Source organism: Antarctobacter albus, from assembly GCF_900101505.1.
Lineage (GTDB): Bacteria > Pseudomonadota > Alphaproteobacteria > Rhodobacterales > Rhodobacteraceae > Antarctobacter > Antarctobacter albus.
The window spans coordinates 176,981-200,384 of record NZ_FMZI01000010.1 but is presented as its reverse complement, the minus strand read 5'-3'; the positions used below and the strand labels follow the sequence as shown (position 1 = coordinate 200,384).

The following is a 23,404-nucleotide window of genomic DNA, read 5'->3' as shown; positions in this document are numbered from 1 at the left end:
GGGCTATATTAGCTCAACTGATCAAGACGCGAGTCACATGGAAGACCAGACAAAACTGCCGCCTCCGCCGGAGGAAATGCAAACCAACGCCCAGCACGCCGCGGCCTTTCTCAAGACGCTGGCGCATGAGGGGCGGCTGATGATCCTCTGTCACCTCGGGTCGAGCGAGAAATCCGTGGGTGAGCTGGAAGAGCTGCTGGGCATCCGGCAGGCAGCGGTCAGCCAGATGCTGGCGCGGCTGCGCGAGGAAGATCTGGTGAAGACCCGGCGTGACGGCAAGACGATCTACTACAGCCTTGCCAACGAAAACACGAGCCGGGTGATCGGGCTACTCTACGACATATTCTGCGCACAGCCCGATGGCGGCTGCTGATCCCGGCTTTTCCGGCCCCAACCTCTGTCGTCTGACCGCCTGCGAAGCGGTCGACCTGCTGAAACGCGGCAAGGTCAGCCCGGGCGAGCTGCTGGATGCCAGCCTGGCCCGGATCGAACAGACATCCCCTGCGATCAATGCCCTGGTGACACCCTGCCCCGACCGCGCCCGCGACGCCGTGGGCAAGGCCTCGACGACCAGCCTGCTGGCTGGCCTGCCCGTCGGAATCAAGGATCTGACACCGGTCGCCGGGGTGCGCACAACCTATGGCACGCCCGGCCTTGCGGATTTCGTGCCCGACGTCTCGGACCCGATGGTCACGCGGTTGGAATCCCGCGGCGCCGTTGTGGTCGGCAAGACGAACACGCCCGAGATGGGCGCCGGTGCCAATACCTTCAACCCGGTCTTCGGCGCCACCCGGAACCCCTGGAACACGACGATGAACGCAGGCGGCTCCTCGGGCGGGGCCGCCGCCGGACTGGCGGCTGGCGAGGTCTGGCTCAGCCAGGGGTCCGACCTGGGCGGCAGCCTGCGCACACCCGCCAGCTTTTGCGGTGTCGTCGGCCTGCGCCCCTCCCCCGGCATCGTCGCCAGCCCGGGCGGCGACGGGTTCAACCCTTTCGGCGTCGAGGGGCCGATGGCCCGCACGGTCGAGGATTGCGCGCTGTTCCTTGATGCCATGAGCGGCTTTGACCCGGTTTCGCCAATTTCCTTCCCGCCCGCTGCCGGGGGCTACCTGGACAGCTGCCGCCGCGATCCCGGCCCGGTCCGCATCGGCTTTGCGCCCGATCTTGGCGGGCTGGCGCCGGTTGAACCGGAGATGGCGCAGATCCTTTCCGCCGCGCTTGCCAGGGTGCAGGCGCCCGACGTCGATGTCGTGGAGGACACGCCCGACCTGCCGGGGATCGACAGCACCTTCCGCACCTTTCGCGCGCTTGGCATGTGGACCGGCTTTCGCGCCACGCCCGAGGCAATCACATCGCGCTATAAGCCCACCCTGCAGGCGAACATCGCCCAGGGCGGCAAGCTGACGGTGGATCAGATCGCAGATGCCAACCTTGCCCGCGCGCGCCTGTACGAGACGATGCGCCAGTACCTGGAACGGGTCGACGTTCTGGCCTGCCCGGTGACCGGCATCGGGCCGCTTCCGGTCGAGATCGAGTATCCGCCAGAGATCGCAGGCATCGCCAGCACCGATTACCTCGACTGGCTGCGTTTTGCCTTCCTCGCCACGCTTTGCGGGTTGCCCGCACTGTCGCTGCCCGTGGGCCGCGATGCGCGCGGGTTGCCGGTGGGCCTGCAACTGATCGGCCCGCCCCGGGGCGAGGCCCGCCTGTTGCAGGTCGCCCGGCGGCTAGAGCAGGCCACCGGGGTCAGCCGCACGCCGATCGACCCCGTCGTGACCCACACCGCCTGACGGTCAGACAGCGGCTGCCGTGCCCTGTCCGGCCTTTTCCCAGGGCCGGGTGAACCCGCCCAGAACCTCGCCGATCTGCGCCTCGTCGGCGCCATTGGGGTCGACCTGCGCCACCAGACCGCGGCTCTTGTCGTCGATCACCGAGACGACGCGCGCAGCACAGCCCGCCTCTTCCAGCGCGCCGTTGTAGACCCGCGTGATCGCGTGTTTGCGCAGGTCGGGTTTGAACACCTTGCCCACCGCGGTCTTGGGCAGTTCCGGCAGGATCGTCATGTGCTTGGGATGGGCGGCGCGTTCATGCACATGCACCCGCGCGTGTTCCAGCAATTCCGCCTCCGTCACCTTGGCCCCGTCCACCAGTTCGACAAAGGCACAGGGCAGCTCTCCGGAATGCGAGTCCGGCTGGCCGATGGCGCCCGCAAAGGCCACCGCCGGATGCGCCAGCAGCGCCTCTTCGATCTCGGCCGGGTCGATGTTGTGGCCGCCGCGAATGATCAGGTCCTTGGCCCGCCCTGTGATCCACAGGTAGCCATCGGCATCCATGCGGCCCAGGTCGCCGGTGCGCAGATGGGTGCCATAATGGAACAGATCGACGTTCTTGGCCTCTTCGGTATAGGTCTTGCCGGCGTAGACGCCGGGGTTGGACACGCAGATCTCTCCGATCTCGTCGACGCCGCATTCCACCGGTTCGCCATGCGCCACCTTGATGATCCGCACATCCGTATAGGGAAAGGGAATCCCGACCGATCCCACCTTCTTGGCCCCGTCGGGCGGGTTCACCGCCACGAGGCAGGTCGCCTCGGTCAGGCCGTACCCCTCGCAGACCGTGACGCCACAGGCGCTTTCGAACCGCTTGAACAGCTCCATCGGCATCGGGGCAGACCCGGAAAAGGCGGTCTTGATGCTGGTGATGTCGGCATCCACCTTGCGCTGCATCAGCGCCGAAACGGCGGTGGGCACTGTGATGACAAAGGTCGTCTTCCAGCGCTCGCAGAGCTTCCAGAAATTGTCCATCACGCCGTCGCCGCGATAGCCCGCAGGCGTCGGGAACACCACATGCGCGCCGGAAAAGACCATCGCCATCAGGATCACGTGGCAGGCAAAGACGTGGAACAGGGGCAGCGGGCACATCACGCTGTCTTCCTCGGTGAACAGCAGCCTGTCCCCCAGCCAGCCGTTGTACAGCATCCCCTCGTAGGTGTGCTGCGCCACCTTGGGCATGCCCGTGGTGCCGCCGGTATGGAAATAGGCCGCGACCCGGTCACCCGCGCTGTCGGCAAAGCTCAGCGTCCTGGGCTGCTTGGCCATTTCCTTGCGGAAATCCTTGACGTCGGCGTGATGATTGCCCGGGTTCTTGGGCCGCACCAACGGGACGATCCAGCTTTTGGGCGGGGTCAGGTAGCGGTTCAAATCGACCTCAAGCACCGTGTGCACATGCGGCGCGTTGCGCACGGCCTCGGCCATCTTCTGGGCGATGTCGGTCTTTGGAAAGGCCTTGAGCGTGACCACCACCTTGGCATCGGTTTCCCGCAGGATGGCGGCGATCTGTTCAGCCTCCAGCAGCGGATTGATCGGGTTCACAATCCCCGCAACTGCGCCACCCAGCAGGGTCGAGATGGTCTCGTTGCAGTTCGGCAGCACGTAGGCGACCACATCGTTTTCGCCCACGCCCAGGCTGCGGAAGAGGTTGGCGGCCTGGGCCGTCTGGTCGCGCAGCTGCGACCAACTCAGCGTTTCCGCCTTGTCCTGCGGGCCGGACAGCAACTGGTAGCTGACCGCGGGCCGCGACGGGAAACGGTCGGCCGTGCGCGACAGCTGCCCCCAGAGCGTCGGCGGAATATCCCTGTCCGACCAGGGCATCTCCGCCTCGATTGCGTTGCGATCCTCCACGCCCGCATAGGTCATATCCGCCACTCCTCCCCAAAGCGTTTTCGTTGCCGCACAGTGTGTGAGGCTTTCACGCCCCACGCAAGAGTGACCGACGCAGCGGCAGTTCCTCGATGACGCCGCGTTCCGGGACAAAGGTTAACGGATGGTTAGAATTGCCGCGATAATCCGGCGCCCTGCCGGCCCCGGCCACTTTGCCGACCCTCCGTTTGGGGGTATCATCCTCACATGGACCACCCGCTGATCGACCTCATCAATTCCCGCATCGCCGCGGCGGAACGCGACGGCGCCTTTGACAACCTCGAAGGCGCGGGGCGCCCTCTGCCCCGCTGCGACGATCCCGACGGCGCGGTGATGACCCGTATCCTCAAGGAAAATGGCGCGGTGCCGGAGGCGGTCTCGCTGACCCGCGACCTGGCCCAGCTGCGCGAGACATTGCGCGACACCGCCGACCGTGACGCGCGGGCCCTGCTGATCCGCGAAATCGCGCTGCTGGAAACCCGGCTGGAAATCGCCCGGCGGCGCGGCTGAGGCAGGTTCCGCCGCTATGCGCCCCGGCATATCCGGGCTTGTTCCCCGCGCGCCTTTTGGGCAAACCCTTGTCCCGAGGTCACGGAGGCGCGCATGGTATCGGTCAAGGAACAGTACGAAAGCTATCCCTACCCGGAAAGGCGCCCGGAGGATGAGAAAAAGCGGCTGATCACCGGTTCTCCCTCGCACCCGCTTGAAATCGACCACTATCTTTTCGGCGGCCAGCGGGACTGGTCGCAGCCTCTTCGCGTGCTGGTGGCCGGGGGCGGCACCGGCGATGCGCTGATCCAGATCGCCCAGATGATGACCAGCGCCCGCGCGCCCTACGAGATCACCTATGTCGACCTTTCCACCGCATCGCGCGAGATCGCCGAGGCACGGGCCAAGGCGCGCGGACTGACCGGCATCACCTTCGTCACCGGCAGCCTGTTGGACGCGGCCGAGCTGGGCCAGTTCGACTACATCGACTGTTGCGGCGTGCTGCACCACCTGCCCGACCCGGACGCAGGTTTTGCCGCGTTGCGGGCTGCCGTGGCGCCGGGGGGCGGGATGGGGTTCATGGTCTATGCCCCCTATGGCCGCTCAGGCATCTACCAGCTGCAAGAGGCCTTTGGCGCGCTTTTCGACGGCATGGCCCCGCAGGCACGTCTGGCAAAGGCGAAAAAGATCGTGGCCGGGCTGCACAAGGGGCACCCCTTTGCCGCCAACATCAACGTCACCGACCACGAACAGAGCGACGCGGGCTTTTACGACCTGCTGCTACACGGGCAGGACACGCCGTTCGACATTCCCCACCTGATGCGGACCCTGGACACCACCGGCTGGAAGCTGCAGGCGCTGCTGCAACCCGGGCTGTATGACCTGGCCCGCATCACCGAGCGCCCCAAGGGCATGGACGACGCGACCGCGATGGCCCTGGCCGAGAAACTGCGTGGCACCATGAAGAAACACCTGGGCTACCTCGTTCCCGCGGATGAGGACCGACCCATCGCCCGCGGCTCACGCCAGAGCCTGATCCCCCGTTCCCCCACCAGCGACATGCGCCGCCCGGCGCAGGCGATCGCCCAGGGCCGCCCGCTGCCGATCACGCTGAAGGAGGCGGACGTGCAGATCCGCCTGCCCCGTGAATGCGCGCCGCTCATGGCCGCCATCGACAACCGCCGCAGCATCGCCCAGATCCAGCAGGTTTCAAAGCTCGACCCGCTGCGCTTTGCCGACCTATGGGGCCGGCTGGAACGAGAGCTGACCGCCTGGGGACTGCTGCATTACTCGCGCTTCGGGCTCTAGGCCATGTGCGGGCGTTTCGCGGTCACCCTGCCCCCGGACGCGATGGCACAGCTGTTCGACGCGGTGCCTGCCAACGACCTGCCCGATGTGCCCAACTACAACGTCTGCCCGACCAACGACATTCACGTGGTGATGGAGGATGCCGGGCGGCGGCTGGTCTCGATGCGCTGGGGTTTCCTGCCGCATTGGTACAAGGCGCCAAACGGCGGCCCGCTGCTGATCAATGCCCGGGCCGAGACGATCGCCGAGAAACCCGCCTTCAAGGCGGCCTGCCGCGAGCGCCGCTGCCTGATCCCCTGCACCGGCTTCTACGAATGGTCCAAGGACGCCGAGGGCAACCGCCTGCCCTGGTACATCCACCCCGCTGACGATGGCCCGCTGGTCTTTGCAGGGGTCTGGCAGGACTGGGAACGCGACGGGCTGGCCTATCGGACCTGCGCCGTTGTCACCTGCAGCGCCAACACGGCCATGTCACGGATTCATCACCGGATGCCCGTGGTGCTGGATCCGCAGGATTGGGCCAAGTGGCTGGGCGAAGAGGGGCATGGCGCGGCCACCCTGATGCAGCCCGCGCCAGAGGACGCGCTGGCGTTCTACCGGGTCGGCACGACGGTGAATTCGAACCGCGCCAGCGGGCCAGAACTGATCGAGCCGATCTGAGCGCCCGGTTCAGCCCAATCCGGCCGCCGCCAGCAGCGGCATGACCGACAAGGCCCAGCCAAGCCCCATGTCGTCCGCCGGTCCGCCATGATCCTCAGGCGGGTCTTCCGGGTCGGGCAGATCCGGGAACAGCCCGTCGCCCAACGGGTCCGGTCCGCCGGTATCACCGCCGGAGGGGGCAAACCCCATGAGGCGCAGCAATTCCTGGGCCGCTTCGCCGGGATCGGCCGCGGTCGGCCCCGCATGGCCACTTGGACCATCCGCGCCATCGCCGCGCTCCGGGGACAGGAACCGCTCCGGCACACCTGCAAACAGCTGGTCCACCTCGGCCCGCCCCGTGTCGGGCCCCTCAATGGCAGGACGGGCCGGAAACCCGACACCCCAGGAGGGAACCGGCACCTCTAGCGTATCGTCGGGCATCGCCCTCTGATCGCCAGACCGCTCGACCCGGGGCAAGACGGCCCCCCAATCCTGCGTCGTGTCGGGCACCTCCGGCTGGGGGGCGCGCGCGGACTCGGAAAACCCCAGAACAAGGGACAGTTCCTCCGGAGCTTCTGGCGCCGGCGCATCCGCCGGCGCAGGCGCGGAAGACCGCCCGCCCGGGTCGGGCAGGTCGGTCGCGCTGTCACCGACCTCGATCTCCTCTTCGTCCAGCAACACGTCCTCGATGGCCCCTGCCCCCGGAGCGGTACTGTCGAAGATCGGGGCAAAACCCGCCGTTGGGGTCACGTCGATCAGGCGGACCTGAAGGATTTCCCCCTCTGCCAGAAGGACATCCACCTCGCCCTCGTCCCAGACATCTTCCGGCTCCATCCGTTCAAGAACCGCCTCCGAGGCATTGTTCCCCGGCGCCTGCCCCGGCGCCACGCCAAGAACCACCGCCTCTACCCTGCCCACATCCGCGACAAGCCCGCTCAGGTCGACGCTGCTCTGGACGAAACCACCGCCCTGCGGCGCCATGATGTAAAGCAGCATGTCCGATCCGTCGGCAAAACCATGCACCTCCAGCCCCGCGCCTTCGAATTCAGTTTCCCGCGGATCGGAGGGCGCGAAATCCAGCATGGTCATGCCGGGGATGTTGGTCGACATCAGGGCGAACATCTCTCCCGGCGGGGTGCTGCCGGACCACTCCTGTCCCAGGCCCAGCGCCGAGGGCGTGTTCTGGATCAGCGGCCAGACCTGCGCCGCTTCCACGCCTGCGGCCAGGAAGGCCTCGACCTGCTCCAGCATTTCCTGCGCCTGGAACAGCCCATAATCCCGGTCATCGATCAGGCTGTCCGAGTTCGAGCGCAGGTTCCACTCGGTCACGTGGATTTCCAGGTCGGGGTTTTCCTCGAACCAGGTGTCCTGGATCTGGTCCAGCGCGAAATAGCGGGTATGCGGCATGTCGGCGCCGCGCGAATAGACATGCGCGATCACCCCGTCCACCGCCGCCAGCTCCTGCGGATCGAATTGCTCGATCACCAGCAGGTTGTTGAACTCGGTCCAGTCGACGCCACGCCCCGGCGGCAGGTCCAGCCCGTAGGTGGCGTTCAGATCGGCGATGATCTCGAGGTTGGACATGCCGTCATAGGCCTCGTCCAATGAGGATTCCCCGAAGTTCGTGCCCATCTGTACCAGGATGTCGATCTCTGCCGCGTCGGGATACAGCGGCGCCAGCGCCTGCAGCTCGGCGTCGATGATGCGGGTCATCTCGGCCGCGACGCGGCCGTATTCCACCGCGTTCATCCGGCCCGAACCCCAATATTCATTGCCGATCTCGAAGCCCGCCACCGGGGCGTCGCCGTATTCCCCGGTGACGACATCGCGCACGAACCCACGCAGTTCCGCCTCGTCCACTTCGGCATAGCGGTCGCCATTGTCGTCGAACCGGGCGGAAACCTGTTCCCGCGTGGGCAGCACGATGGTCACCGCCCTGCCCGTCTCATCGGCATAGGCCATCACGTCCGAGAGCGGCATGAACGCCTGCCGTTCGCCGGTCTCGTTGTGCACCACCGTGGTCGCATCGGGATCGGAGAGGTCGAAGTAGCTTTCGGTCAGCGACCCGCCGGGATAGCGCAGGCCGGTGACGCCCAGTGCCTCGACCGCCTCGGCATAGCTGCCGGGGCCGGTCATGGGCGCGCGGGGCGCAAGGATGTTGCCGCCGAACAGCCAGGCGGTCGCAGCCTCGCCGGCACTGGCGAGGGGCATGGGAAGGATGGGCATGGTCGCCTCTGCCTCGGGAAGAACGCGAGGTCAGATTGGCGCCGAAACGGAAACGAAGTGTCTACGCCTCCGGGAGAATGACTACAGTTGTAAGGGCTCTCGGGCCGCCGACAGCAACGCGGCGGCCAGCATGTCCGCCGCCGAGGTGCTGAGCGCCAGCGGCACGTCATGCAGCATCGCCAGCCGGGTCAGCGCCTGCAGGTCGGCGTCCCCGCCATGCGGCACCGTCGGATCGGCGAAAAAGATCGCCGCGTCCAGCTCTCCGGTCGCCACCAGGGCGCCCAGTTGCTGATCACCCCCCCGGTCGCCGCGCTGCAGGCGACGGATGTCCAGTTCGGGTGCCAGTTCATGCAGCATCCGGCCCGTCCCGCCAGTACAGATCAGCCGGTGCCCCGACAGCGCCGCCCGGTGTCGCAGCACCCAGGCGCGCAGCTGCGCCTTGCGCGTGTCATGCGCCACCAGTGCCAGCCGGCGCGGCGCCGTGGACACGGCCCGCGCCCGCGCGGTGATCGCCAGGATCGACCGGACCTGGGCCGCGAAGCCCTGGCTTTCCGCCGGGAACACGCCGGACAGCGCCGCCGTGCCCACGGTGAACCCCGCCGCGCCGGCCTGCGCACAGGCGGCCACGCGCTCTTCGCTGTCGATGCTGCCCGCCATGATCACCGGCTTGCCCACTGCGGCGCAGACAGAGGTCATCAACTCCGAGACGTCGCCGTCAAAGCGATAGGCCAGCAAGTCCAGCCCATGCACATGCTCATGATCCGCCAGCCGCCGGGCGGAGGTCACGATATCCTCTGCCGGGCCCTCCAGCACGCTGGGGTGGCCGGTGATCCGGCCCGGAAAGGGATAGTAGCGCAGCGGATGGTTGCGCGTGACCTCGGTCACATCCTGCGCCCGCGTTCCGCCCAGCAGGCAGTCCACGTCGATTTCCACCGCCGCCCGGGCCGAGGCCAGCTCGCTTTCCGCATCCAGGCTGACGACCTCCAGGTAGGACCGTCCCCCGGCGCTGCGGATCGCCGCCGCCAGCCCCTTGAGCTCGGACAGCGGCAGGCCGATGTCCTTGAAACCGATGTGCCGCACGCCCCCTTCCAGCGCCTCTTCCAGCCGCGCGCGGGCGTCGGGGATGGTGCGGTCATTGGCTGTCAGCATCAGGATGAAGTCAAAGGCCATCGGTCAGATCTCCGTCGGGGTCAGGGCGGCGGCCCAGGTCCAGTTCGGGGCCGCCGGGGCGATGCGCAGGTGCGGCGCGTGCAGGCTGGCGTCGATCAGGGCCGACAAATGCCCCAGGGCTTGGCCGGGCGACAGCCCGCCCGCCACCAGGGCCGAGAACACGTCCCCCACACCATGCGGCACGCCCCTGCGCAGCGCCACCGGAAAGACCTGCGTCCCCTCCGGTGAAACCCGCAACAGCCCGGTGGTCCCCGGCCCCACGGGCGCGGATGTCACCAGAACCTCGCCCGCCGTGTCCAACAGGCCCGATGCGGCGGTGCGTGCCTCTGCCAGTGTCACCCCGCGGGCGCCCGTCAGCCAGCCCAGTTCGAACAGGTTGGGCGTCAGCACATCGGCCAGTGGCACCAGGTCGTCGCGCAGCGCGCAGGCCACCTCCTGCGATACATAGAGCCCGCCGGGCAGGTCACCCAGCACCGGATCGACGACCACGCGCACCCCGGCCTCGCGCATCCGCCGCGCAAGATCAGCGGCAAGCGCGACATGATCGGACGAAGGCATATAGCCCAGCAGCAGGGCATCCTGCGCCATCAGCCAGCCGTTTGCGTCCAGCGCCTCGATCATGCCCCGGATCTGGTCTACCGGCACCGGCGCCCCGGCCACATGTGGCCAGCCCGGATGATTGGACAGGACCGTGGTCGGCAATTGCGTGACCTCGTGGCCCAGCGCCTGAAGCGCGGGCACTGCCGCCGACAGGCCCACATGGCCATGCGCGACCCAGCTGGACAGGATCAGGACGCGCGTCATGGCCCTTTCAGAACCGTTCGACCCAGGGACGCAGGCTCAGTTCATGCGACCAGGCGCTGCGGTCCTGTTCGATCAGGTGGCGATAGCTGCGGGCGATCGCCTCGGGGCGCAGCATGGACGACGGCGCCTCGTCCGGCTCGCTGCGGCCCGGGTTCAGAATCGCGCCGTCGATGTTGATCCAGGCGACATGGATGCCCTGCGGATGCAGCTCGCGCGCCATGCTTTCGGCGAGGCCCCGTTGGGCGAACTTGCCCATCGCGAAAGGCGCGGAATGGGGAAACCCCTTTACCCCCGCCGAGGCGCCGGTGAAGAGGATCGTGCCACGCGTGCCAGCCACCGGGTCGGCCTCCAGCATCCGGCGCGCCGCGTGTTTGCCGGTCAGGAAGGCGCCAATGGCCGTCACCTCGACCGCCGCGCGCACCTCGTCGGCGTCCAGTTCCGCCACCGGGCCGCGCACGCGGGCCGAAGGGTTGTAGATCACGACCCGGGGCACCGCCGGCAGATCGTCGAACAGCCGCGCGACGTCATGTTCGTCCGTGGCGTCCAGCAAGACGCGGCGGGCGCCGGTCTCTTCGGCCACGGCGCGCATTTTCTCGCCGCCACGGGCGGCCAGCGTCAGCGCGTGATCCCGCGCCAGTTCCCGCGCCAGGGCCGCCGACAGCCCCTCGCCCGCGCCGATGATCACCGCATGTGCCTTGGTCATTCCATTCCCCTCACGCCGTCCCGGCGGATCCAGCCTAGTGCCATTTCACCGGCGCTCCAAGCGGCGGCCGCGCCTTCAGAACCCCACCTTGTCGGCCCCTTTCAGGGCCAGCATCTCGCGCGCCTCGTCCGGGCTGGCCAGGTCCAGGCCCAGTCCCTCGACGATCTGGCGCGCCTTGCCGACCTGCTCGGCGTTGGTCTTCGCCAGCACCCCGGGGCCAAGCCAAAGCGAGTCTTCCAGCCCCACGCGGATATTGCCCCCCATCGCGGCGGCCATCGCGGCAATCGGCAACTGGTTCTTGCCCGCGCCCAGCACCGACCAGCGGTATTGATCGCCGAACAGCCGGTCGGCGGTGCGTTTCATGTGCTGCACGTCCTCGGGATGCGCACCGATGCCCCCCATCAGGCCGAACACCGTCTGGATGAACAGCGGCGGTTTCACCAGCCCCTCGTCCAGGAAATACCGCAGGTTATACAGGTGCGAGGTATCGTAACACTCGAACTCGAACCGCGTGCCCGTGGCGCCCAGCGTGGTGAGGATGTATTCGATTTGGCCGAAACTGTTGTTGAAGATGATGTCCTTGTTGCCGACGTAATCACGCTCCCACTGGTGGGAGAGATCCGGAAAGCGTTTCAGCATGGGGAAGAGGCCGAAATTCATGCTGCCCATGTTCAACGAGGCGACCTCGGGGCGATGGGTTTCCGCCGGGCGCACGCGCTCCTGCACGCTCATGGTGGGCGCGCCGCCGGTGGTGATGTTCACGACGCAGTCGGATGCCTGCTTGATGACGCCCAGAAAGGGCGTGAAGGCCTCTGGCGTCTGGTCCGGGCGCCCATCCTGCGGGTCGCGGGCGTGCAGGTGGACGATGGCGGCACCGGCCTTGGCCGCGCCAATGGCGGCCTCGGCGATCTCCGACGGGGTGACGGGCAGGTGTTCCGACATGGACGGCGTGTGAATGGCGCCGGTGACGGCACAGGTGACGATCACCTTGCGGGGCTTGGCCATGAGGATCTCCTTGGATCAATCGGTGTCGGACATCAGGTGGCGGCGCAGCGCAGCCAGCCGCCGGTCGCGGTGGTCCTGCCGCGCGCGGATGCTGTCGGGGCTGCGGTCCTGCGGCCAGGTTGCGGCGATCTTCTCGGCATTCTCGACCGAAAAGACCTCTGGCCCTGCCGGAGTCTCTGCCAAACCGGCGAAAAAGGGGCCATAGCGCGTCGCATAGTCGATCAGGCCGCCCGGCGCGTTCAGGTCGATGGTCTCGATGGGTCCCATCAGCGCCCAGCGCAGGCCCAGCCCATGCTTGATCGTCGCGTCCAGCCCCTCGACGCTGACAACCCCTTCGCCCAGCAGGCGCAGCGCCTCGGCCAAAAGCGCCCCTTGCAGCCGGTTCAGGACAAAACCGTCGCGCTCGGCGCTCATCCGGACGGGCACCTGTCCGATCCGTTCATAGATCGCCTCGGCCCGGTCCAGGGTCTCTGCCGTGGTCCAGGGGGCCGGGCACAGTTCGACCACCGGCACCAGGTGCGGCGGGTTCACCGGGTGGCCAACAAGACAGCGTCCCCGATGGGCCAGCCCCTCGGTAAAGCGCGACGGCACGATGGCAGAGGTGGAGGAGGCCAGCACCGCCTCCGGCGGCGCGACCGCGTCCAACCGGGCAAAGAGCGCCTCTTTGACCTCGATCCGCTCCGGCCCGTTTTCCTGCACAAAGCAGACGCCCGAGACCGCCTCTTCCAGCGTCGGACAGGTCCGGGCGCGGGCCAGTGTGCCCTCGCGACCCTCCAGCAGACCCTCGGCTTGCAGCGTGTCGCAGAGCGTTGCGAGGTCCTGCGGGAACCGCTCCAGCACATCGGGGTCGACGTCCCAGACCTGTACGTCGAACCCGGCGCGGGCGAACAGCACGCTCCAGGATCGGCCAATCAGGCCCGCGCCAATGATAGCGATTGTCTCTGTCATCTCATCCCCTCCCCCGGCCAGCGGCCCCTGTCACCCGCGATACCGGGTCATCCAGCCCAAGCTGTCACCGGTCGGCCCTTCGGGCATGTATTCGGCCCCGATCGGCCGGGTCCATCCCAGCCGCCCGATCCGATCCAGCACATGGCCGTAATCCAGCTCGCCATGATCCGGTGGCCCCCGGTCGGGAACGGCGGCGATCTGGATATGACCGACCAGCGGCAGCAGATGCTCCAACCGCCGGCAGACGTCCCCCTCCATGATCTGGATGTGGAAACAGTCGAACATCATCTTGAGGTTGGGCCTTCCGACCTCGCGGATGATGGCAGCGGCCTGCGCGGAGGTCGACAGGAAATAGCCCGGCGCATCGTAATGGTTGATCGGCTCGATCAGGATGGTGATCCCCTCGGCCGCCGCCGCATCGCAGGCATAGGCCAGGTTTTCGCAGTAGCTCGCCCGCGCCCTCGGACCGCCGGACAAGCCCGACATGACATGCACGGACAGCGTTCCGATTGCCTGCGCATAGGCCAGCGCCTCGTCGATGGCGGCCCGCGCCTCATCCTCGCGGCCCGGGATCGCGGTCAATCCCCTGTCCCCCGCCGCCAGGTTGCCGCGCCGGGCGTTGAGGCCCAGCATGTCCAGCCCGGTTTCGTCCAGCGCGGCGCGGACCTCCGCCGGCGGCACGTCGTAGGGCCAGTGGCATTCGACCGCGTCGAACCCCGCCGCCTTTGCCGTCCGGATTGCCTCCGGCAAAGGCAGCTCCGTCCAGAGAAAGCCCAGGTTTGCAGAGAATTTCATGTGTCCCACTCGATGTTGAAATGCGTGACGACGTCTTGCACCTGCGCCTCTGACAGCGCGCGCGGCGACAGGCCCCGCGTCAGCATCGCCAGCCGCGCGGTGGCCTCCAGTTCCTCGATGGCGTTGCAGGCGGCCTCGACATCCTTGCCCGCCACCACCGGCCCGTGGTTCGCCAGCATCACCGCCGAGCGTTTGCCCGCCAGCCCGCGCACCGCCTCACCCATCGCCGGGTCGCCGGGCCGGAAAAAAGGCAGCAGCCTGACCCGCCCCAGCTGCATGATCCCGTAGGGGGTCAGGGGCGGCAGGAAATCCTCCGCGTCCACATCGGGCATCATCGACAGGGCGACCGCGTGGCAGGAATGCAGGTGCACCACCGCCCCGGCCTGGCTGCGCGTGTCGTAAAAGGCCGAATGCAGGGGCATTTCCTTTGTCGGCTTGTCGCCATCGACATGGCGGCCCTCGGCGTCAAAGCGGCTGAGCCGCGCCGGGTCCAGACGCCCGAAACTGGTTCCGGTGGGCGAGACCAGCAGCCCCCCGTCCGGCGTGCGCGACGATATGTTGCCCGTCGACCCGCCGGTCAGACCCCGGTCGAACATCGACTTTGCCAGCGTGCAGATATGCTCTCGAAGGCGGGTTTCCTCGGTCATCGGTCCAGCATGTCCAGCGCGTCGGTGAAAAAGCTCTCGGCGCCGAAATTGCCCGATTTCAACGTCAGCGCGATGCGCGTGCCGCCGCTTTCGGCAAAACACCAGGGGACCCCGGGCGCGATCTCCCGGCCCACGTCCAGCCGGGTGACGCCCAGCGCCTGCGTCACCGCGCCGGAGCTCTCTCCGCCCGCGACGACAAACCGGCGCCGCCCCATGTCGCGCGCCGCCAAGGCGCAAGCCGCCAGCGCCTCTTCCACGATCTCGCCCGCACGGGCGGCGCCCAGGTTCTCTTGGGTGGCCCTGACAGAGGCCGGATCCGCAGTGGCGTAGATCAGCGGCGCGGCCTCTGCCGACAGTCCCGACAACCAGTCGATGGCGGGTGTGACACTGCGTTCGTCCAGGTCCTGCGGGTCCAGCCGGAAGGCAGGGGCGCCGGTTTCACGATAGGCGGCCACCTGCGCGTTGGTCATCGCCGAACAACTGCCCGACAGGATCACCGCCCCCGGCCCCACCTTGGGCGGTGACACCGCCCCTGCCTGTGACAGCAGCCCGTCTGCCTGCCAGAGACCGGGCAAGGGCATGGCCACGGCGCTGCCGCCGGTCATCAGCGGCATGTCGCGGCAGGCCTCGGCGATGGTCTGCAGATCCTCGTTTGCCACCGCGTCCACGACCACATGCGCCACGCCCTCGGCCCGCAACTCTGCCAGCCGCGCGGTCAGCGCCTTGGCACCGCGCGCGACGGTCAGCCGGTTGGCCAGCCCCACCGGCTGCGTGACCTGCGGCGCCAGCAGGCGCATCAGGTTCGAATCCCGCATCGGTGTCAGCGGATGATCCTTCATCGGGCTTTCGCCCAGCGGCTGTTCCCCGACAAAGAGAGTACCCATGAAGATCGACCGGCCGTTTTCCGGAAAGGCCGGGCAATAGATGGTCTGCTCCGCGCCAAGGTCACGCATCAGCGCCTCGGCCACCGGGCCGATATTGCCCTCGGGCGTGGAATCGAAGGTCGAGCAGTATTTCCAGAAGAACCGCTCTGCCCCGGCCCGCCGCAGCCAGTCCAGCGCGGCGCGCGCCTCGGCCACGGCGTCATCAACCGGCGCGGTCCGGATCTTGAGCGCGATCACCTCGAAGGGCGCCGGATCGGCAGGTGGCCCCTCCGGCACGCCCATGCGCAGCGACACCCGGACACCGGATCGCGCCAGCAACCCGGCCAGGTCCGTCGCACCGGTAAAATCATCGGCAATCGCGCCGAGCACTGTGGTCACCTGTCGTTCCTCCCCTCGCGCGCGCCCTTGGCGACGGCGTCGCACCTCCGACGCCATCCTTCACGAGGTCACCTGTCCATTCAAGGCGAATGACCGACGTCCCGGCTGTGCGGGGGCCTCAGCTGTCGATCCGGGGCTTTTCCTTGCGCGTCGCGGGTTCAGCCGGATCGGCCCAGGTCACCCGCAGGCTGACCTCGCACTGGCCGTCCTGGCGTTCGCCCTTGATGCGGACATTCATCAACCCAGCGGTCTTCAGGACCAGTTCGTCGTCCTCGTCGCCCAGCGTCATCTCGCCCTTGGAAAACCCCTTGGCCAGCGCGGTCAGAAGGGTCTTGATCGTCTTCGCATCCTGCAGGGATTCATGCGAGAAACGGCCTTTTTCGTCGCTCATGCCGACCCTTTCGCTGTCTCAGCTCATGCGTTCCGGGGCAAAGTGCTTTGCCGACGGATAGTCACGGCTCAGCCCGATCACATCTCCGGAGGGAAAGATCAAGGTCGCGCCCGCGCCGATGCCTTCCAGCCCCTCCAGCGCGCGAGACGCCCGGTCCAGCGTGATGTCCCCTTCGAGGTGCAACAGCCCGCGCTTGGCCAGCAGGCGCTGGCCGGCGTGGTTGTTGACATGTCCCTGGACGACCATGTGAATTCCCGCGCGGTGCAGCGCCCCAACCCCGCGATCCGTCAGCGCACAGTCCGAGGCGCGGTATTTCGTCCGCACAAGGTTCGCCAGCGGGCCGAAATAGAACCCCAGAGAGGCATCCTCTGCCGCCGCGCGATAGCGCGCGTTAACCGCCTCCGGCCCCTCGTTCACCAGCACATCGCACATGCTGTCGCAAAGGCCCGCATGCACGAACAGCAAGGACCCGCTGCGCGCCACCACGTCCATGCCGTCATAGAACCAGGCATAGGCGCCTCCCGGTTCAAAAAAGACCTGGTGACATTTCAGCGCCGCGGCCAGGATCTCGCGGCAGGTCATCCCCGACCGCGCGCATTCCGCATCGAATTTCTCCAGCTTGGCGCCCAGCTTGGCGGTCTCCTTGGCGATGACCTTGGGGCGCAGCTCGGCACGGGCCGCGCGTTCGAACCGTTCCGCCCAGTCCGCACGCGGCAAGAGCCGGGCCTTGCAGGCGGCCTCGTCCGGCAGGGCATCCAGGTCGGCCTTGGTGACGAACCGTTCCAGCACCTCGCGCAGGGCGGGCAGGATCTTGCGGCCCATGCGAACGAACAGGTGTTCGCGCAGGGCGGACCGAGGCCCACGCAGGGCGGCCACGGCCATGCGCATCCGCAGGTCGTGGTTGCCCGCGAGGATATGAACATCCGCCTCCGTGGCGCGCAGTGCGGCAATCGCATCCAGCAGGGCCAGGTTGCTCGGCCCCTTGTCCAGACTATCGCCGCCCAGCACGATCCGCGCCCGCTGGCCGAAGCCCGTCAGCCCGATGCGTCCATCGGCGCGATGGATCACCCCTGCGGCAGTCAGCGAGCGCAGGAACCCCTCGGCATCCGCATGTGGATCAGAAACGAAGACGACGGGCCGGTCCGGCCAGCGCCAGCCACCATGCGCCCGCGCCCGATCCAGACAGCGGGCGATCTGTGGTTGCGTCCCGGCCCCGGGCCAGGGGATGACACTGCGCGGCAGGTCCGGCAGGCAGGCATCCCCGTCAAAGACCTGCGGCAACAGGATGGACCCGCTGCCGATACTGTCCTGGATTTGCGCCACGTTTCGGTCCCCCCTTGCCACGGCCGGGCACTCAGGGGCTCAATCCTTGGGGTCGCCCCCGGGTTCCCTGATCTTCCACGCTCCGGCCAAGTGGGACCACCTACCATCCGCATCATGACAGATCAGTGACGGGCGGGCATGAAACATCGACAGGCGGGCAATTTCCGCCCGATCGAGGATGCCAAGGTGATGACAGGCATGGCGAAAGGACGCCCCATGCCCGACATGGACGGTCAGCCATCCGGGCCGCACCGTGGCCGCCAGGTGATCGGCCACCCGCCGCCCCGCCATCATCAGGCTTTCGGCCCCTTCCAGAGGCAGGCGGTAATCGCTGTCGGATTTCCAGCCCGGCGGCGGCGCGTCATGGCGCGGATCGTCCCGCAACGCCGCCTCGATTTCTGAAACCGTCAGGTTGGCGGCGCTGCCAAGCCCGCGCTCGGCCAGCGCGGGGGTTTCCTCGACCGCCTCTGTCGCATGTCCCAGCTCACCCAGCTGCACCGCCACCTCCTGCGCCGTTTGCCAGGCCCGCAACTGGTGCGAGGCATGGATGACGGGGGAGAGGCGCAGCCCGTGTTCGGCAATCATCGCCGCCAGCAGATCCGCCCCGGCGCGGGCCTGCGCCCTGCCCTCATCGGTCAGCGGCCAGGGCTGCCGGGCCGAAGGCACGCCTTTGCGCTGGTGATAGGCCCCGTGGCGCAGGATGGCGACATAGGCGCGCTCAGCCATCGAAGAGCCGCCGCCCCTCTGCCGCCAGCGCGTCGAAATCCACCCGGCCCGAAACCTCGCAGACCCGAACCCCGCGCAGCGCCTCAAGGTAGGGGGCCGGATCGGGCGCGGTGCCATTCGGTTCGAAACGGCCATCAGGGTGCTGGTAGAACGGGCCGGGGCTCTTCATGATCGCCCCCAGCAGGTCGGGGCGGTCGGCCAGCGAGACCTCTGCCACCTGCGTCGGCGCATCGGTGCCATGTTCCCAGTTCAGCACCCAGAAATCGGTCAGGGCGCCTTCGAACCGCAGGCGATCGGCGCCATAGACATCTCCGATGATCAGGTCGTGCTTGTCCTCCAGCGCCCAGAGGTCGGCGGCGGGCATCGCCTCCAGTTCGGCCCGCCGGGCCGGGGTCAGCATGTCCCGCAGGCGCGGGTTGCCAAGGATCGTGCCCGGGTTGATGCGCGGCTGCTTGGGGATGCCCAGCGCACGCGGCGGGCGGCCCGCGCGCACCAGCACCCGGTCATTGCTGAGGAAACACATCCCCTCCATGTCCATCATCCGCAGGATCGAGGTCGACTTGCCGCCACCCGACAGACCGGAGATCGCCAGCGTGCGCGGCCCCCGTGTCACCGCCGCCGCGTGACACAGCTGCCAGCCCTCCCGCAGGCCGGCATTTAGGATCTGCGTGTTGATGAAATTGATGACCGTGCTTTCGTTCTCGGCCAGCGGCCCAAACGCCACCGCCACGCCCGGCGCCTGCAAAAAGGTGACGCCGCTGCGAACCTTGCGGATCAGCCGCGCACCGGCCAGGTCGCGGATTGCATCCTTGCGCCCTGCCTTGCCGGGTTCGCGCTGCCAGTCGGTCCACTCCGGCTCGAGCGTCAACACCTGCCCCGGCAGCAGGTGCACCGTGATCTCGCCCGGCGTGTCCGTCAGCGCCCCGACGAAATAGGCCATCAGGGACGCGCGCAAAGGCTCGGGTGCCAGCACGGTGACCCCGACATGACCCACCCCCAGGTGAAAGGGCTGCGTCCCGGCAGCCCCCAGGTCCAACTGCGTCAGCACATCCTCGGCGGTTCTCATGCGGACACCTCTTGCAGGACGTGATCGGCCACCAGAGCGGCGGCGTCGATGCCGCAGCCCTTCAACGCCCCGCTGTAGCCGCCAAAGGCCGAGACCTCGAAGACGATGGGGCCATCGGGCGTCAGCGCGATGTCGACCGTTGTGAAGGTCAGGCCAAAGGGCGCCTGCGCGCGCCGGCCCAGTTCGATCAGTTCGGGCGAAGGGTCATAGGGAGCGTATTTCCCGCCCGAGTGGATCGTCGTGTTCCAGCTGTCTGTCTGGCTGACACGGGCATAGGTGCAGACATAGGCGCCGTCCAGAAAGACCATACCCAGGTCATGCCCCGACAGGTCGGCCTTCTGCTGGATATACATCACCGGGTTGGCGGCCTTGAAGGCCGCGATCTGCGCCTCGGCATCCGGTGCATCCGAGTCCAGCAGGACCATGCCGCGCGCCTTGGTGGAAAACAGCGGCTTGAACACCGCCGCGCCATAGCGGTCCAGCGCGGCACGGGCGGCTGTCACGTCCTCGGTGATGGTGGTCGGCGGCATGGGAATATCCGCCCCCCGCAGCGTCACGGTGCAGGCCAGCCGGTCCATCAGGCGGATCACCCGTTCGGCAGGGCTGAAGATGCGCACGCCACGGGCCTCTGCCACGCGCAGCAGTTCCAGCCGGTCCAGCGCGTCGGGGCTGTAATCCTCGGCGACCTTCTTCAGCACCAGCCCGTCCAGCGCTGTCAGGTCCACCCCGTCGCAGACCAGTGTCCCAGCATCCAGATCCAGAACCGCGCCGGCCATGTCGATCACTTGCCGAAACCCGGTCCGCTCCCCGAAAGCATCCGCAAGCGACTCGGTCGACCATTTTCCGGGGGTCCCGATCACCCCGATCCTCTTAGTCACTGAACAATTCCTTCATGGGCAATCTGAACCGCGCCTCCTTGCCCTCGGGCACGGCCAGCGCGGATTCCAGGATGTAGCGCGCCCGGACCAGCATCCGCCGGGCGTGTTTCTCGTCGACGACAAAGCGGGTCGAACTGGCAAAGGACCGCGCCAGCCCCAGCGCCAGACGGTACTCGAATGTCGGATCCTTTTGCTGCCGGGCGAACTTTGCCGCCATCGCGTGCATGTCGGTGGCCACCGCCGCTATGCGGGCCCGCGTGCCCGCGTCCAGCACCTGCAGGCGATAGTTGGACACCATGAAGACCGACACGTCCTGCACGTAGTCCATGTAGCGCGAGCGGTGCAGGTCGATGAAACGGATCTTGCGGCCCACCGCGTCGTAGATCACGTTGTCGAGGTTGAAATCCCCGTGGATATAGACGGAAAACGGCGCCGCGATCCGCGCCTCGCGCGCTGCCGCCGCGGAAACCAGACCGTCAAAGCCCATCACGGCCAAGCCATTCACGCTTTGCGGCCCGCGTACAAAGCGACTGTGCAGCCGATGAACATCCTTCATCCGCTTGGCCAGCTGTTCCATCGCCTTCATCTCGGCGGGGTCGTCAGTGCGGGTCTGACGCCAGATGTCGCGCACGGTCTTGTGCAGTGCCTTCTGCGCCTCGGCCAGCGCCTCGTCGGTGGCGCCCAGAACGATGTCCTCGAAGGTCTCGCCCTCCAGGTGCTCGATCAGCAGGGCGGCGGACTTGCCGCTTTTCTCGTAGGACAGGATTTCGGGCGCAAGGCCGGGATAGACCGAGTTCCAGCTTTTCACGCCGACGCGCTCTTCCTTGACCTTGCGGCGGTCCCCGTCCTTGAAGACGGCGGCCACGGTCTCGCCCTTGGCGCCGCGCAGGTTGACGCTGGAAATGGCAGAGCCGGAGCGGGTCTCGGCCAGCGGCTGCAGGGTGATCTCCTCGTCCCGCGCCACGCCCGCCAGCACGCTGCGCAGGGTGAAATAGCGTTCGAACTGCACCGACTGGCCGATGTTGATCGACAGGATCGCCTCGGAAATCGTCTGCAGCGCCTCGCCCATGCGCGTGACCTCGTTCAGGCACAGCAGCCCATAGGCCAGGTCCTCGGTGTGCTTGGCGCCCTGCATGTCGCGGGTGTAGGTCCGGAACAGCTGATCGTGAAAGCTGCCCATCTCGGTGCGGGCCTGCCCGATCTCGACCGCCAGCTTGCTGTCGCGCGCCTCCAGCGCCTCGTTGATGCGGGCCACGGTCCTGCGCACCCGTTTCAACGGCGCACCATAGGTGTCGGCCCGCAAGAGTTTCTGCCTGTCGACCCGTTCCGCCTGTTCAACCGCCCGGCGCCCGAGGCGCGAAATCAGGTCGAGGTTGCGCGCGATGGTGTCGATCCCCTGCAGGCGCAGCTGTGTCGCCTCGGACTTCTTGCCCCGCATCATGCCCGCAAGGCAGGCCTTGCGCACGCGCATCGACAGGTTGTGCGAATAGCCCGCCCGCTGCACCAGTTGCAGCGCCGTTTCGGTCCGGGGATCGTCGAAATAGGCAATCAGCCGGGTCAGCTGGCCGTCCAGTTCGGCCAGCAGGAACGACATGTTCTCGGCGATCGGGTCAGGGCGTGGCACAGTCCAGCCTCCCAAGGTGAACCGGCGCGTCGCCGCGCATCAGCGCCAGGTCGTAGCGCGGCAGAAAGGGTGCCTCCGGCCGGGCCGGATCGGCCCAGATCGTGGCCATCTGCCGCTTGTCCGGACGCGCGCCAAGGACAGGCACATAGGCATCGGGCACCGCGCAGTCGAACAGCACCTCGATCAATTGCCGCACACCGCCGGCGCGCTTGCGAAAGACATCCGCGACATGGCGCACATCGCCGACCTCCGGTGCCACCCCGATCTCTTCGAGGCATTCGCGCATCAGGCAGTGCTGCATGGTCTCTCCCACCTCCTGCCGGCCGCCCGGCAGGGTCAGGTAGCGTTGCCCCGAGGCCGCTTGCTTGACCTGCACCAGCACAAGGTCTCCCTTGCGGATGACAGCGCGCACCGTCGGACGTATGAGGTCGTCGTTGTCCATGCGGACATATGGGCCGCCAGAGGCATGGATGCAAAGCCGGAATCGGGCAGGATCGGAGAGACGGACAGGAAATGACCGCGATCAACGTCGAAAGAGAGGCCCGCCTGCCCGACGACCTGCGCGTCGCCCGCGCCGAAAGCGCGCCGCACCTTGGCCCACGCATCCTGTTCTTCAGCGGCGGCAGCGCGCTGAACGGCATTTCGCGACGACTGAAGCGCTATAGTTTCAACTCGATGCACCTGATCACGCCCTTCGACAGCGGCGGCAGTTCGCAGGTGTTGCGCCGGGCCTTCGACATGCCCGCCGTGGGCGATCTGCGGTCGCGCCTGATGGCCCTGGCGGACGAATCGGTGCTGGGGCAACCGGATGTCTACGCGCTGTTCAGCCACCGCCTGCCCAAGGATGCCCCGCAAGATGCGCTGCGCGCCGAGATCGGGCGGATGGTGCAGGGCAAGCACCCGCTGATCACCGCCATTGCCAAGCCGATGCGCCAGCTGATCCGCATCCAGCTGCGCCGCTTCGCCGACCAGGTGCCCGAGGATTTCGACTATCGCAACGCCAGCATTGGCAACCTGATCCTGGCGGGCGGCTATCTTGGCAATGGCCGCGCGCTGGAACCGGTGCTGTTCCTGATGTCCAAGATGGTGGACGTGCGCGGCACCGTCCGCGCCATCGTCGACGAAAACCTGCACCTGGGCGTCGACCTGGCGGACGGACGCCGGATCATCGGCCAGCGCCGGATCAGCGGCAAGGAGGTCGCCCCGGTCGATGCGCGCATCACCCATTGCTTTCTCAGCGACGGCAAGGCCGAACTGGACCCCGCGCAGGTGCCCCTGCCCAAGCGGAACCGCAAGCTGATCGAGCAGGCCGACGTGATCTGCTATCCCCCCGGCAGCCTCTATTCCAGCGTCGTGGCCAACCTGCTGCCTGCCGGCGTGGGCCGCGCCGTTGCCGCGCGCCGCGTGCCCAAGGTCTACCTGCCCAGTCTCGGCACCGATCCCGAGGCCATGGGCCACGACCTTGCCGACCAGGTGGCGGCGATCCTCGCGCCGCTTCGGCGCGATGCCGGGCCGGACACGCCGCCGACCGCGCTGATGACCCATGTGATCTGCGATGAAAGCTGGCCCGAGGCGGCCTGCCGTTCCGTGACCGCGCGCCACGGCATCCCCTGCCACCGCCTGCCCGCGGGCGCCTCGTCCTCGGCCCGCTACGACGAGGACGGGGTGGCCCGCCTGCTGGTTTCGCTGGACTGACTGACCG

The 23,404-nt window shown here is 67.6% G+C and carries 23 protein-coding genes; 6 read left to right on the top strand and 17 right to left on the bottom strand.

Going from position 1 to position 23,404, the window contains the following annotated elements:
• The first annotated feature begins 37 nt into the window (after positions 1 to 37).
• Positions 38 to 373 carry an ArsR/SmtB family transcription factor gene (locus tag BLQ71_RS18060; RefSeq protein ID WP_043141849.1) on the top strand — a complete coding sequence of 112 codons (336 nt, stop codon included), beginning with the start codon at positions 38 to 40 and terminating at the stop codon, positions 371 to 373.
• A complete protein-coding gene (locus BLQ71_RS18055) occupies positions 360 to 1,790 on the top strand; it encodes an amidase (RefSeq protein WP_074622705.1) in 1,431 nt (476 codons plus the stop codon). Before BLQ71_RS18060 ends, BLQ71_RS18055 begins: the two co-directional genes overlap by 14 nt.
• Positions 1,791 to 1,793: 3 nt before the next feature.
• Here the strand turns inward: BLQ71_RS18055 and BLQ71_RS18050 are convergent, their stop codons facing one another.
• A complete protein-coding gene (locus BLQ71_RS18050; protein WP_074622704.1) occupies positions 1,794 to 3,695 on the bottom strand; it encodes an acyl-CoA synthetase in 1,902 nt (633 codons plus the stop codon).
• A 210-nt stretch (positions 3,696 to 3,905) separates the two neighbouring features.
• On the opposite strand from BLQ71_RS18050, the gene BLQ71_RS18045 reads away from it, so the two are divergent.
• The 3 genes from BLQ71_RS18045 to BLQ71_RS18035 all read left to right on the top strand — a co-directional run bounded on the left by BLQ71_RS18045 (position 3,906) and on the right by BLQ71_RS18035 (position 6,155).
• A complete protein-coding gene (locus tag BLQ71_RS18045; protein ID WP_043141844.1) occupies positions 3,906 to 4,208 on the top strand; it encodes a DnaJ family domain-containing protein in 303 nt (100 codons plus the stop codon).
• A 93-nt stretch (positions 4,209 to 4,301) separates the two neighbouring features.
• Positions 4,302 to 5,495: a class I SAM-dependent methyltransferase gene (locus BLQ71_RS18040; RefSeq protein ID WP_074622703.1), complete on the top strand. Its 1,194-nt coding sequence runs from the start codon at positions 4,302 to 4,304 to the stop codon at positions 5,493 to 5,495.
• 3 nt (positions 5,496 to 5,498) lie between these two features.
• Positions 5,499 to 6,155 (top strand): SOS response-associated peptidase, encoded by a 657-nt coding sequence (locus BLQ71_RS18035; protein WP_074622702.1) that lies wholly within the window; start codon positions 5,499 to 5,501, stop codon positions 6,153 to 6,155.
• A 9-nt stretch (positions 6,156 to 6,164) separates the two neighbouring features.
• On the opposite strand, the gene BLQ71_RS18030 is transcribed toward BLQ71_RS18035, so the two are convergent.
• The 16 genes from BLQ71_RS18030 to BLQ71_RS17955 all read right to left on the bottom strand — a co-directional run bounded on the left by BLQ71_RS18030 (position 6,165) and on the right by BLQ71_RS17955 (position 22,144).
• Positions 6,165 to 8,360: a hypothetical protein gene (locus BLQ71_RS18030; RefSeq protein ID WP_074622701.1), complete on the bottom strand. Its 2,196-nt coding sequence runs from the start codon at positions 8,358 to 8,360 to the stop codon at positions 6,165 to 6,167.
• Positions 8,361 to 8,441: 81 nt separating this feature from the next.
• The gene (locus BLQ71_RS18025; RefSeq protein ID WP_074622700.1) at positions 8,442 to 9,530 is read right to left on the bottom strand and encodes a methylglyoxal synthase; all 1,089 of its coding nucleotides are present in this window, start codon (positions 9,528 to 9,530) and stop codon (positions 8,442 to 8,444) included.
• 3 nt (positions 9,531 to 9,533) lie between these two features.
• Positions 9,534 to 10,334, bottom strand: a complete 801-nt coding sequence (locus BLQ71_RS18020) for a PfkB family carbohydrate kinase (protein WP_074622699.1) — start codon at positions 10,332 to 10,334, stop codon at positions 9,534 to 9,536.
• A gap of 7 nt (positions 10,335 to 10,341) precedes the next feature.
• Positions 10,342 to 11,037 (bottom strand): SDR family NAD(P)-dependent oxidoreductase, encoded by a 696-nt coding sequence (locus BLQ71_RS18015; protein WP_074622698.1) that lies wholly within the window; start codon positions 11,035 to 11,037, stop codon positions 10,342 to 10,344.
• A 75-nt stretch (positions 11,038 to 11,112) separates the two neighbouring features.
• Positions 11,113 to 12,042, bottom strand: coding sequence for a 3,5-dioxohexanoate:acetyl-CoA acetone transferase (gene kce, locus BLQ71_RS18010; RefSeq protein ID WP_074622697.1), 930 nt, complete (start codon positions 12,040 to 12,042; stop codon positions 11,113 to 11,115).
• Between the two features lie 15 nt (positions 12,043 to 12,057).
• On the bottom strand, positions 12,058 to 12,990 hold the full coding sequence (locus tag BLQ71_RS18005; protein ID WP_074622696.1) for a 3-hydroxyacyl-CoA dehydrogenase: 933 nt from the start codon (positions 12,988 to 12,990) through the stop codon (positions 12,058 to 12,060).
• Positions 12,991 to 13,020: 30 nt separating this feature from the next.
• Positions 13,021 to 13,785, bottom strand: a complete 765-nt coding sequence (locus BLQ71_RS18000; protein ID WP_074622695.1) for a hydroxypyruvate isomerase family protein — start codon at positions 13,783 to 13,785, stop codon at positions 13,021 to 13,023.
• Complete coding sequence (gene otnC, locus BLQ71_RS17995) at positions 13,782 to 14,432, bottom strand: 3-oxo-tetronate 4-phosphate decarboxylase (protein WP_074622694.1); 651 nt, start codon at positions 14,430 to 14,432, stop codon at positions 13,782 to 13,784. The genes BLQ71_RS18000 and otnC overlap by 4 nt, the downstream gene beginning before the upstream one ends.
• Positions 14,429 to 15,694 carry a 3-oxo-tetronate kinase gene (gene otnK, locus BLQ71_RS17990; RefSeq protein ID WP_074622693.1) on the bottom strand — a complete coding sequence of 422 codons (1,266 nt, stop codon included), beginning with the start codon at positions 15,692 to 15,694 and terminating at the stop codon, positions 14,429 to 14,431. Before otnK ends, otnC begins: the two co-directional genes overlap by 4 nt.
• Positions 15,695 to 15,812: 118 nt before the next feature.
• Positions 15,813 to 16,085 (bottom strand): amphi-Trp domain-containing protein, encoded by a 273-nt coding sequence (locus BLQ71_RS17985; protein WP_074622692.1) that lies wholly within the window; start codon positions 16,083 to 16,085, stop codon positions 15,813 to 15,815.
• Positions 16,086 to 16,103: 18 nt separating this feature from the next.
• Entirely contained in the window at positions 16,104 to 17,408 is a 1,305-nt protein-coding gene (locus tag BLQ71_RS17980; RefSeq protein ID WP_083342297.1) for a metallophosphoesterase, read from the bottom strand.
• A gap of 39 nt (positions 17,409 to 17,447) precedes the next feature.
• On the bottom strand, positions 17,448 to 18,134 hold the full coding sequence (locus BLQ71_RS17975; protein ID WP_074622691.1) for a histidine phosphatase family protein: 687 nt from the start codon (positions 18,132 to 18,134) through the stop codon (positions 17,448 to 17,450).
• Positions 18,127 to 19,200, bottom strand: coding sequence for an HprK-related kinase B (locus BLQ71_RS17970; RefSeq protein WP_074622690.1), 1,074 nt, complete (start codon positions 19,198 to 19,200; stop codon positions 18,127 to 18,129). Before BLQ71_RS17970 ends, BLQ71_RS17975 begins: the two co-directional genes overlap by 8 nt.
• Positions 19,197 to 20,078, bottom strand: a complete 882-nt coding sequence (locus tag BLQ71_RS17965; protein WP_074622689.1) for a GAK system ATP-grasp enzyme — start codon at positions 20,076 to 20,078, stop codon at positions 19,197 to 19,199. Before BLQ71_RS17965 ends, BLQ71_RS17970 begins: the two co-directional genes overlap by 4 nt.
• The gene (locus tag BLQ71_RS17960; protein WP_074622688.1) at positions 20,071 to 21,702 is read right to left on the bottom strand and encodes a phosphotransferase; all 1,632 of its coding nucleotides are present in this window, start codon (positions 21,700 to 21,702) and stop codon (positions 20,071 to 20,073) included. The genes BLQ71_RS17965 and BLQ71_RS17960 overlap by 8 nt, the downstream gene beginning before the upstream one ends.
• Complete coding sequence (locus BLQ71_RS17955; protein ID WP_074622687.1) at positions 21,689 to 22,144, bottom strand: NUDIX domain-containing protein; 456 nt, start codon at positions 22,142 to 22,144, stop codon at positions 21,689 to 21,691. The genes BLQ71_RS17960 and BLQ71_RS17955 overlap by 14 nt, the downstream gene beginning before the upstream one ends.
• 71 nt (positions 22,145 to 22,215) lie before the next feature.
• On the opposite strand from BLQ71_RS17955, the gene BLQ71_RS17950 reads away from it, so the two are divergent.
• On the top strand, positions 22,216 to 23,397 hold the full coding sequence (locus tag BLQ71_RS17950; RefSeq protein ID WP_074622686.1) for a GAK system CofD-like protein: 1,182 nt from the start codon (positions 22,216 to 22,218) through the stop codon (positions 23,395 to 23,397).
• Positions 23,398 to 23,404 lie beyond the last annotated feature (7 nt).